The following is a 10,330-nucleotide window of genomic DNA, read 5'->3' as shown; positions in this document are numbered from 1 at the left end:
ATTGTCGTCACCAGGCCCCGGGTGTGGCGGCCGATGCCGCGCCCGGGACGCGGGGTGCGGTGGGTTGCGCGGGCGCTACGTGAGGTGCCTATCCGATGGTTTCGTCGGCCTTGCGGTGCAGCCACTCCGACAGCGGCATCGCCGCGCCCGTCGCGGGAGCGGATGCCTCGGCGACGGTCTCCGCGTCCTCGACTCCGTCGACGGTCAAGGCCAATGCCGAGACCGTGCGCTGTTCGACCGCGTCGGCGAACCATCCCCGGATACTCGCCCGGCCATCGGTGACGGTGACCGACCACTGGCGGCGGCTGCCCGCGTAATTGTCGAGCCGGGCACGCACTTTCGCCTCGGTCGCGGCGTCGTCACGGATCAGCGCGTGCAACAGGTCACGCCGGGCGACGATGCCCACCAGCACACCGGCCTCGACGACGGGCATGGATCGCAAACGCAACGCCAGCATCCGGGCGGCGATGGTCGCGGTGTCGGTGCTCGGGCCGACGACCTCCGCCGGTGTGGTCATCACCGCACCGGCAGTGACGGTGGACCCGGCGTCATCGTCGACGGCGAGGGCATCGGACTCCGACAGCATGCCGATGACGTGGTCCTCGTCGTCCACCACCGGGAGCGCCGCGAAACCGTGATCGGTCAGCAGTGCCACCGCAGCGCGCAGCGGTGTTCCGGGTTGGACCGTCACCACCGGGCGGCTGAGGATATCGCGGGCATACATCGTCAATCGCCTCCTGCGGTCAGTCGGCCGATCTCACGTCGACCTTGGTGACCTTCTGCTTCGGCTCGCTGATGGGCACGCCGACCGGGTCGATACCGGGATCTCGGCCCGGACCACATAGTGGCCATACTTCGATCTCACCGCTCCCGCCTCCGGGCTCATAGGGCACCGTGTCTTCTCGCCGCGATGACACAAGTCACCGACCAGTGCCACGGAGCCTGCGCCGCACACGGCGATCTCTCACAGCGGTCCGGTGACTTTCGCCCATCACGAAATCGACGCTCATCGGGAAGGCTGTAGTCGATGGAGACCACTTGACGTTTCGCATTTCCACACCACGAAGCGCACGGACCCATCGCGATGTCAAGGAGCACCGATCCTCATGACCGAGCGAACCACGTCGCTGCCCGGCGTCACCTATCGCAAGCTCACTCCACGAGATACCTCCGCCATCCGCGACCTGTACGCGTCGCTGGACGAACGCGACGGCTACCGCCGGTTCTTCGGGCCGCTCCCGGCGGATTTGACCCCGGTCGCCGCTGAGATCGCAATACAGGACACCGCACACTGTGCCGTGGGCGCGTTCCGCGGAGACCGGCTGATCGGCGTGGCGAACTACGTTGCACTCCAAGATTTCCGGCGTGCGGAGGTGGCCATGGTCGTCGCTCACGACGATCAGCACTCGGGGGTGGGGACCGCACTTCTCGGCCGCCTGGCCGACGAGGCCCGCGGGAACGGCATCGAAGAGTTCGTCGCCGAGATCATGTCCACCAATTCGAAGATGATGGAGTTGCTGATGGATATCGATATCCCGATTCGCGTGCGACGGCAGGACAATGTCGTTCAGGTACTCTTCGAACTCGCACCGACGCCCCCGAGCGAACGATGATCACCCGCGACGGTCCCTGAGCGGCAACCGGATCGTGCCGCCGGCCGCGAGTCGATGACTGCGGTCGTCGAATTCTATGGTCAGGGCGGGAGCCACGCCGGGATCGGAGGCGAGCTCCAGGATCTCGCTGTCGATCCGCACCGACAGCCGGTGGCCACGGTAGACCATCGGAAAGCTCAGTTGCCCGAGGGATCCGGGCCAGCGGGGGTTGAAGATCAGCCGCCCGGAGCGGATCTCCAGTCCGGTGAAACACCGTTGCAGCAGGTCGACACTGCCGGCCATGGCGGCGAGATGGATTCCCTCCCCGGTGGTTCCGCCCTGGATATCGTGCACGTCCGAATCCAGCACCGTGTCGAAGAACCGCAGGGCCCGATCGCGATTGGCACGTGCCAGCACCCACGAGTGCACGACCGCGCTCAGTGTCGAGCCGTGCGAGGTGCGGGACAGATAGTACTCGACGGTTCGCGGAATCATCTCGGGCGCGAGCCGATATCCCATGTGCCCCAGCAGTTCTCGCAGCTCATCGGCCGAGAGCAGATAGAACAGCATCAGTACGTCGGCTTGTTTGGCCGCGCGGTACCGGTTCACGTCGTCGCCCTCGGCCTCCAGGATCCGGTCCAGCCGGCCGATGGCACCGTACTTGTGCCGATAGGCGGGCCAATCGAGTTCGGCGAGCTGCTCGTAGCCGGCGAACTGGCTGATCACCCCGTCGTGGAACGCGAGGTACATCCGGTCGGCGACCGCGGTCCACCGTTCGGGTTCCTCGGACGAGATCCCCAGGGACTCCATCAGTTCGGCTCGAGCCCGCGGTGGAATCCGCCGCAGCGCGTCGTGTGCGCGCCGGATGACCCAGGTGGCCATGACGTTGGTGTAGGCGTTGTCGTCGATGCCCTCCCCCGGCGCGTCCGGGTAACCCGAATGGAATTCGTCGGGGCCGATCACGCCACGGAGGTGGAACCGGTCGTCGCGGGGGTCGTAGATCGCCGCGGCGGCCCAGAATCGCGCGATCTCCACCAGCAGCTCGGCCCCCGTCCGGGTGAGGAACTCGCGGTCGCGGGTGAGCTCGTAGTACTGCCACACGTTGTACGCCACCGCGATTCCGGCATGGTGCGCGCGCCGACTGGGATCGGGGATCCACCGCCCCGACCGCGGGTTGAGATGCAGACGCTGGCTCTCCTCCCGGCCGTCGCTGCCGGACTGCCAGGGGAAAAGCGCTCCGGGGCAACCGTTTTGCGCGGCCAGCCGGCGCGCCTCGGGCAGCCGGCGCCGACGGTACTCGAGCAAGGATCGAGTCACCGAGGGGAATCGCAGGTTCAGAACAGGCAGAACGAACAGCTCGTCCCAGAACACATGGCCGCGGTACGCCTCGCCGTTGAGGCCGCGTGCCGGGACGCCGACGTCGAGATCCGCGGTATTCGGCGACACTGTCTGGATCAGGTGCAGCAGATGCAGCCGCACGGTGCGAGCGGCGGTCGCGTTGCTGTCCAGATCGATGCGCAACCGCGCCCACAGATGCTCCCATGCGAGAGCGTGACGATCGAACAACGCGCCGAAGTCTGCGGCGCCGTCGAGCTCCCGGCGCGCCTGATCCTCCGGGGAACAGATCGCACGGTCGCGACCGGTGAACAGAGTCGCGATCTTGTCCACCGACACACACCGCCCCGCGCTCATCGCGAGATCGGTCTCGATACCGAAAATCCCACGATCCGCGACCGGCTGCCAAGACGCGGACGGACCGGTCTCGTTCTCGTGCACTCGGGTGCGGATCGCGGTGGCGATCGGAATCTGCGAACCGCGCGTGCGGACGAGGGTGACGACCGTATCCTCGACGGGCCTGCGCACGTCCGGCGGGCCGATGTGGTGTCCGGACAGATCGCGATAGCGATCCACCAGATCGTTCCGTACCGCCGTATCGATACCGGAGCGCACGGTCAGCACACCGTCCCAGTTCTCGGCGGTGATCGCGGTCCGCAGCGCGCACACATGGGGCGCATGCACAGCGGCGAACCGGCGTTCGTGCACCGCTGTGATCCGCCCCGCGCTGTCGCGAACGCGGAAGGTCCGGCTCAGCAGGGCGCTGCGCAGGTCGAATTCCGTTCGGTAGGAAAGTATTTCGACGGAGTCGAGGTCGAACCAGGCACCGCCGTCGATGCGCCAGGTCAGCGGAAGCCAGTTCGGCAGATTCACCAGGCTCTCGTTGTCCACCTCGTGTCCGTCGACCTCGTCGTGCACCCGGTTGTAGATTCCGGCGACGTAGGTGCCGGGATAGTGATGCCGGCCGGGCCCGCATTCGGGAGCGGCGGCCCGGACGCCGAGGTATCCGTTGCCGATGCTGCACAGTGCCTCTCGCAATCTCTCGGCGGCAGGGTCGTAGCCATCGAAGGCCAGGACCCACGATTCCGGGGCGGCCGACGTGTGCGCCTCGGTGAGCAGAACCGCGAGCCGGACGAGCAGATCACGGACCCGGCCGGGACCGTCCAGGCCGAATTCGGCGGCGGTCCTGCGGTCACCGGCCTCGGGGTTGCGCACGCACACGGTGATGCCGCCCGCACCCACCGCGTCGAACGCGTCCTCGTCGGTGAGATCGTCACCGACATAGACGGGTACGGCCGGGGTCGCCAGATGTTCCAGAATCCAGTCGACCGCACGGCCCTTGTCCCAGCTCACCGGCGGACGCAACTCGGTGACCTTGCGTCCGGCCGTGACCCGCAGACCGGTGGCGTGACCGATGCGATGCACGGCGGAGACCACCCGAGCGACCTGGTCCTCGGGAACACCGCGATGATGCACGGCCACGGCGAAGCGCTTGTTCTCGACAAGGGCCCCGGGAATCTCGCGCAGGTCGTGGTCGAGCGCGGCGGCCGCGCGGGCGACGGCACCCTGCGCCGACGACCCCGCCGAGTACACGTGCCTGCGGCCGTCCGGCCCCATCAGTTCGAAGCCGTGAGACCCCGCGTACCAGATGCCGGGCACCGCGACACGGGCGCGCAGATCCTCGAGCTCGCGGCCGCTCACGACGGCCACCGGGCACTGCCGCGCCAGCTTCTCCAGGGCCCGTACGGTTCCCGCGTGCGGTGTCGCGGTCCCGGGATCCGCGACGATGTCGGACAGCGTGCCGTCGAAATCCAGGAGGACAGCCGGTTTGCCGGTCTGCAGCCGGTCGGCGATCCGCGGCCAATATTCCAGGGCGTCGGGGGTCTCGGACATCCGGGGATATCCGCTGTGCAGCCGCACCTCGGCCAGATCGGTGACGATCGCGTCCGCACCACCCGAACGCAACCGCTCGCCATGTCCGACCCGGTCCACCCCGATCACCAGGCCGAAGCCGCCGCGACGGCCGGCCGCCACGCCCGCTTCGGCATCCTCGACGACCACGGTCCGCTCGGGCTGCGCTCGCAGTCGCCGGGCGGCCTCGACCAGCATCGCGGGATCCGGCTTGCCCCGCAGTCCGAGTTCCTCCGCCACCAGTCCGTCGACCCGGACGGCGAACAGGTTCGCCAGACCGGCCGCGTCCAGCACTTCGGCGCAATGGCGGCTCGCGGAGAACACCGCGGTGCCGATGCCCGCGGCACGCAGAGCCCGCACCAACGCCACGGTCGATTCGAACGCGGGTACGCCGGTGCGGCCGACCCGGTCCAGGAACAGCGCGTCCTTGCGGTTGCCGAGACCGCGGACCGTCGCCGCGCCGGGCGGATCCGATCGCTCTCCGCGCGGAAGCGAAATACCCCGGGCCGCAAGGAAATCGGTGACACCGTCGGACCGCGGCTTACCGTCGACGAAACGCTCGTAATCGTCCCGGGTGAACGGCGAGAGGTCCTGCCCCGGCCTTGCCGTGCGGTCCCGGAGGAAGGCGTCGAACAGCTCCTTCCACGCTGCCTCGTGGATCGAGGCGCTGTCGGTCACGACACCGTCCATATCGAAGACGACCGCGTCGAACGCGCGGGAATCGATCACCGGCCCCCGCTGCTCGTCGTCCATGACCACAGCCTCCTCCGCCTCGTACGCGCGGGCCAGGGCCACAGGTCGACAAACGACCCGCTGCCCCGGGCGATGGTTCAGCGGCGGGCGCGGCGGGCGGTGGTGCGCTCGTCGCGTTCGCGTTCTTCCAGTTCCAGGTCGAGCCGGGCCAGCGCAGCGCGGAGCGCGGGAATGCGGCGGCGGCGTAGTGCCCGCGCCCGGATCCGGGTGGCCGCCAACTCTCCTTCGACCGCGCGCACGGCCGCGGTGGCGGCGGCGTGCTCGGCCGCCGCGGCGAGTGCGCGACGGTGTGCCGCACGGGCGGCCACCAGACTCGCACTGTAGGCGACCGGGCTCCGATCCTGCTGCGGCAGAGCATATTCGACCCGTCCCGGATAGCTCACACCCGCCAGCGTCTCGGTATGCACCGTGACGTCGGCGCAGCTCGGCGACGCAGCAGCGATCAGCGCTCCGGTGCCGCCGAACAGGGCGGCGCGCGCCTGCCATTCGCGCGCCGCGGCGCATGCGGCCGCCCAGTCCCGCGCGGTCCGGTCATGGTCAGCGCGCAATCGGCGCAGTTCGGCCTCGAGCAGGACCCGCTTGCTGTCCAGCAGCGACAGCGCCGAACCGGCCACCGCGGACCGCTCCGACAGCCACGCGCGCCCGGCGCGGCCGGGAGGAAAACGTAAGGGCGCCATGTCATCTCACCTCGTGAGCGTCGAGCAGGTCGTCGGGAAGCATCGTCAGCGCACTGCGGGGCAGCCGCCTCAGCACACCCCAGGCGCGATCCAGGGTGGTGTCCAGCGAACGGCATTCGTCCGCCCCCTGGTCGACCAGTTCGACGGCGAAGGCGTCGGCGAGTTCCAGATGTGCCCGGTCGACCGCGGTGAGCGCGCCGACGCCGATCAGCTCGGTCAGTTCGCGAACCTGCCGTGCGCGCGCCAGTGCCGCCAGGAGCTGGGCGGCCAGCGGCAGATGGTCGGCCCGGGTCCGCCCGGGCCCGGCGCCGGAGCGCATGAGCCGCGACAGCGAGGACAGCGCGTCCACCGGCGGATAGATCCCGGCGGCGTGCAGGTCGGGCGAGAGCACCAGTTGCCCCTCGGTGATGTAACCGGTGAGATCGGGTACCGGGTGGGTGATATCACCGCCGGGCATGGTCAGAACCGGCAGGATCGTCACCGATCCCGCCTGCTTTCGCACGCGCCCGCACCGCTCGTAGAGTGCGGCCAGATCGCTGTAGAGATAGCCGGGATATGCTCTGCGGCTTGGTATCTCACCGCGCGCGGCCGACACTTCGCGTAACGCTTCGGCATAGTTGGTCATATCGGCAAGGACCACCAGGACGTGCCGTCCGCCCGGCTCGCCGAACGCCAGATGCTCGGCGATGCTCAGCGCCACCCGTGGCGTGAGCAGCCGCTCGATCACAGGGTCGTCCGCGAGATTGATCAGAAGCGTCAATTCTCCCGCGGCACTGCGTTCTTCGAGAGCACTGCGGACGAAGTCGGCGTCGGCGTGCGGCACCCCCATGGTGGCCACCACGACGGAGAACGGCTCCGAGCCCGCACTGGCCTGCGCGGCGATCTGGCAGGCCAGGCGCAGATGCGGCAGGCCGGGCGCGGAGAAGATCGGCAGCTTCTGCCCGCGCACCAAGGTCGTGAGCGCGTCGATGACCGACACCCCCGTCAGCACGGGATCGGCCGGAGGATCGCGCCGGGTCGGGTTCAACGGCGCGCCGGCGACCGGCGTTCGACGGCCCGGCACCGGCGGCCCGCCGTCCAGCGGCTCGCCACGCCCGTTGCAGATGCGGCCCAGCCAGTCGTCGCCGACGGGGATATCGAAAGGCGCGCCGGAGAATTCGACGATCGCCGCGGACGGGTCGATTCCCGCCGTACCCTCCAACACTTCCAGGACGACGAGGTCGTCGGAAACGTCCAGCACCGTGCCGTGCCGGACGACCCCGTCACCCAGATCGATCCGGGCGAACTCGTCCCATCCCACACCGTCGGCGCCGCCGACCACGAGCAGCGGGCCGCGCAATTCGCGGATATCGGTATAGCCCACCCACTGCCGGGACATCAGCGTCTCTCCCGCCGGGTGAGCAATCGCCCGGCCCGCGCGGATCGCGGCCTCACGGCGCTGTCCCGAGTCGTGCGAGCATCACGGTCCGCACGGAGCCGGCCGCGGTGGTGTCCTCGGGGCCAGCCGCCTCACGCATCCGGATCAGCGGTCCGAAGTCCACCGCCTCGAGCTGCCCGGCGGGGACACCGGACGCGGCGAGGTCGCGGCACCGGTCGATCACCGCCAGGACAGTGTCGGTGAGAGCGGCGGACTTGGCCATGGAACAGTGCGCATCGTTGGCCGACAACCCGTTCTGCTGGAGTACCGCCTCGCGCAGCAGCCGTCCACCCAGCACGACCATGCGCTGATCGGGCGGCAACGTGTCCAGGCCGACCAGTTCGATGAGCGCGGCGAGCCGGTCGGCCTCGGCGAGCAGTTCGACGACCCGCCCGCGCCGAGCCGCCCACAGCGGATCGCCGCCGGCTGCGCGGTCGGCGGCGACCACGTCGACGTCGTGGGAGAACGACGCCGACCACGACACCGCCGGATAGTGCCGGGCGTAGGCGAGGTCGCGGTCCAGCGTCCAGCGACAGCGGACGAAGCGCTCGGTCTGGGCGGTCACCGGTTCGGACAGGTCCCCGCCCGGCGGCGACACGGCACCGATGATGGTCACCGATCCCCGCGCGCCGCCCAAGGTGGTCACCGCGCCGGCCCGCTCGTAGAACGCGGCCAGGTCCGAGGCCAGGTCCGCGGGATACCCCTCCTCCGCCGGCATCGCCCCGAGCCGGGAGGCGAACTCGCGCAACGCTTCTGCCCATCGCGAGGTGGAATCCGCGATCACCACGGCGTGATAGCCCATGTCCCGGAAGTGTTCGGCGACCGTGACCCCGGTGTAGACGCTCGCCTCGCGGGCCATCATCGGCATGTTCGAGGTGTTGGCGATGACGCAGGTTCGGTCCATCAACCGCCCGCCGGTGCGCGGGTCGGTCAACGCGAACAGTTCGGCCACGATCTCGGCCATCTCGTTACCGCGCTCCCCGCACCCCACATAGACGATGACATCCGCATCGCACCACTTGGCGATCTGCTGCAGCAACATCGTCTTGCCGGTGCCGAATCCGCCCGGCACGCCCACGGTGCCGCCCTTCGCGACCGGGTACAGCAGATCCACCGCGCGCTGCCCCGTCCGCAGCGGCTCGCCCGACTCGAAACGCCCACGATGGGGTCGCGCCACCCGCACCGGCCAGCGCCTGCCCACAGTGACGTTTTCGCCCCCGATCGTCGCGACAGGATCCGCTGCGCCGCAGAAACATTCGCCCGCGATCCACGTCACGGTCCCGCCGCCGTCCACCGGGACGAGTACGCGGTACTCCAGTGGCCCCGCGTCATCGATCGCGCCGACGACCTCGCCGGGGCCGAGCCGATCACCGACCACCGCGCTGGGGCGAAATCGCCAGCGCCGCTGCGTATCCGGTTCGACCGGGCCCGGGACCAGCCAGGTCGGAGCCCGGTCCAACGGGCGCAACAGCCCGTCGAACACGCCGCCGAGCAGATCCGGGGCCAGCCGTGCCGACAGTCGTCGCCGGACGGACCGGACCGCGGCTCCGGGGCCGAGTCCGCCGGTGTATTCGTACGCCTGCACGGTCACCCGATCGCTGCCGATCGCGACCACCTCCGCCTCGGAGGCGTTGTCCCCCAACGAAACCAGATCGTTCATCGCGACGCCCGCGAAGCGGTTCACCTCGACCAGCGGGCCCGCGACGCGACGGATGCGGGACGCCGCCCGTGCCGAATCGGTGATATCGGCGCTTGCCGACTCCGCCACGGGCGCGGCACCGTCGCGGGCGGGCGCCGGACACGAGCCGGAGCGGCCGAGCGGCGGCCTCGCGGTCATATCCACAGTCCCCCGATCCGCGGCACGACCTGTTCCATCGCTCGGGCCGCGATCGTGCCGAACCGAAGGTCCAGTGACCGGCCGTCGCCGTGGGCGGTCAGACCGCCGGCGGGATCCTCGGCGATCACTGCCTCCGGGCCGAGTGCCCGGCGCGCGAAATCGCGCAGGCCGGTGCGGATCTCGGCGTATCCGGGCTCGTCGGCGATGCGCGCGGCGGCGTTGGTCGCCGCCATCCGCCACCGGTCGTACGCTGCGCGCTGAGCGCGCAGTACGTCCGCCCGGCGTTGCCGTGCCACGGCATGCAGCCGGGCGGCACGCGACGCCGCGGCACGCGCACGTCCCGCCGCAACGGCGCGTTCGGTGATCGTCGCCGCGTCGGCTTCGGCATGTGCTCGTTCGGTGGCCGCGGCCGCGTGTGCGTCGGCCAGGATGTTCGCGGCCGCCTCCCGAGCCCGCCCGATGATCAGCGCGCGGATCGGTTGCAGCGCGGCGTCGACGGACTGCTGCCCGATCGGCATGACGCTGGAATCCGTTGCGGCTTCTCGTATTTCAGCATCAGGGCCGGTGGCGACGACCGTGCGGGCCGAGTTCATTCGGGCATCACCACCGTCAAGAGAGCGCTACCCCGTATTTCCGCGGTCAAGGATTCGGACGCAGCGCGGGTCAGCACCACCACTGTGGTTCGCTCGTCCAGCCGACCCCACGCCCGGCGCACCGCGTCGGGTCCCACCGCCGGAACCACGATCGCGCCGGCGAGTGCGTAGCCGTGAACTCGTTCGGGCTCCCCGAGCACTGCGACCGTGCCCAT

The 10,330-nt window shown here is 69.8% G+C and carries 8 protein-coding genes; 1 reads left to right on the top strand and 7 read right to left on the bottom strand.

The genetic code is table 11. The features are described from left to right. Positions 1–88: 88 nt before the first annotated feature. Entirely contained in the window at positions 89–724 is a 636-nt protein-coding gene (locus tag AC5WS7_RS04765) for a CBS domain-containing protein (protein WP_495953072.1), read from the bottom strand. Between the two features lie 382 nt (positions 725–1,106). On the opposite strand from AC5WS7_RS04765, the gene AC5WS7_RS04760 reads away from it, so the two are divergent. Next, entirely contained in the window at positions 1,107–1,613 is a 507-nt protein-coding gene (locus AC5WS7_RS04760) for a GNAT family N-acetyltransferase (RefSeq protein ID WP_495953071.1), read from the top strand. Here the strand turns inward: AC5WS7_RS04760 and otsB are convergent, their stop codons facing one another. The 6 genes from otsB to AC5WS7_RS04730 form a co-directional block, all read right to left on the bottom strand. Then, positions 1,614–5,591 (bottom strand): trehalose-phosphatase, encoded by a 3,978-nt coding sequence (gene otsB, locus AC5WS7_RS04755; RefSeq protein ID WP_495953070.1) that lies wholly within the window; start codon positions 5,589–5,591, stop codon positions 1,614–1,616. A 77-nt stretch (positions 5,592–5,668) separates the two neighbouring features. Next, on the bottom strand, positions 5,669–6,268 hold the full coding sequence (locus AC5WS7_RS04750) for a V-type ATP synthase subunit D (RefSeq protein WP_495953069.1): 600 nt from the start codon (positions 6,266–6,268) through the stop codon (positions 5,669–5,671). Between the two features lies 1 nt (position 6,269). After that, positions 6,270–7,646 carry a V-type ATP synthase subunit B gene (locus AC5WS7_RS04745; protein ID WP_495953068.1) on the bottom strand — a complete coding sequence of 459 codons (1,377 nt, stop codon included), beginning with the start codon at positions 7,644–7,646 and terminating at the stop codon, positions 6,270–6,272. Positions 7,647–7,698: 52 nt separating this feature from the next. Beyond that, positions 7,699–9,453 (bottom strand): V-type ATP synthase subunit A, encoded by a 1,755-nt coding sequence (locus tag AC5WS7_RS04740; RefSeq protein WP_495953067.1) that lies wholly within the window; start codon positions 9,451–9,453, stop codon positions 7,699–7,701. 65 nt (positions 9,454–9,518) lie between these two features. Continuing rightward, positions 9,519–10,115, bottom strand: a complete 597-nt coding sequence (locus AC5WS7_RS04735; RefSeq protein ID WP_495953066.1) for a hypothetical protein — start codon at positions 10,113–10,115, stop codon at positions 9,519–9,521. Then, positions 10,112–10,330, bottom strand: a complete 219-nt coding sequence (locus AC5WS7_RS04730) for a hypothetical protein (RefSeq protein WP_495953065.1) — start codon at positions 10,328–10,330, stop codon at positions 10,112–10,114. The genes AC5WS7_RS04735 and AC5WS7_RS04730 overlap by 4 nt, the downstream gene beginning before the upstream one ends.

Source organism: Nocardia sp. PLKS1-43 (assembly GCF_059510335.1).
Note: the sequence above shows the minus strand (reverse complement) of the source record. Positions and strands in the feature narration are given on the sequence as shown.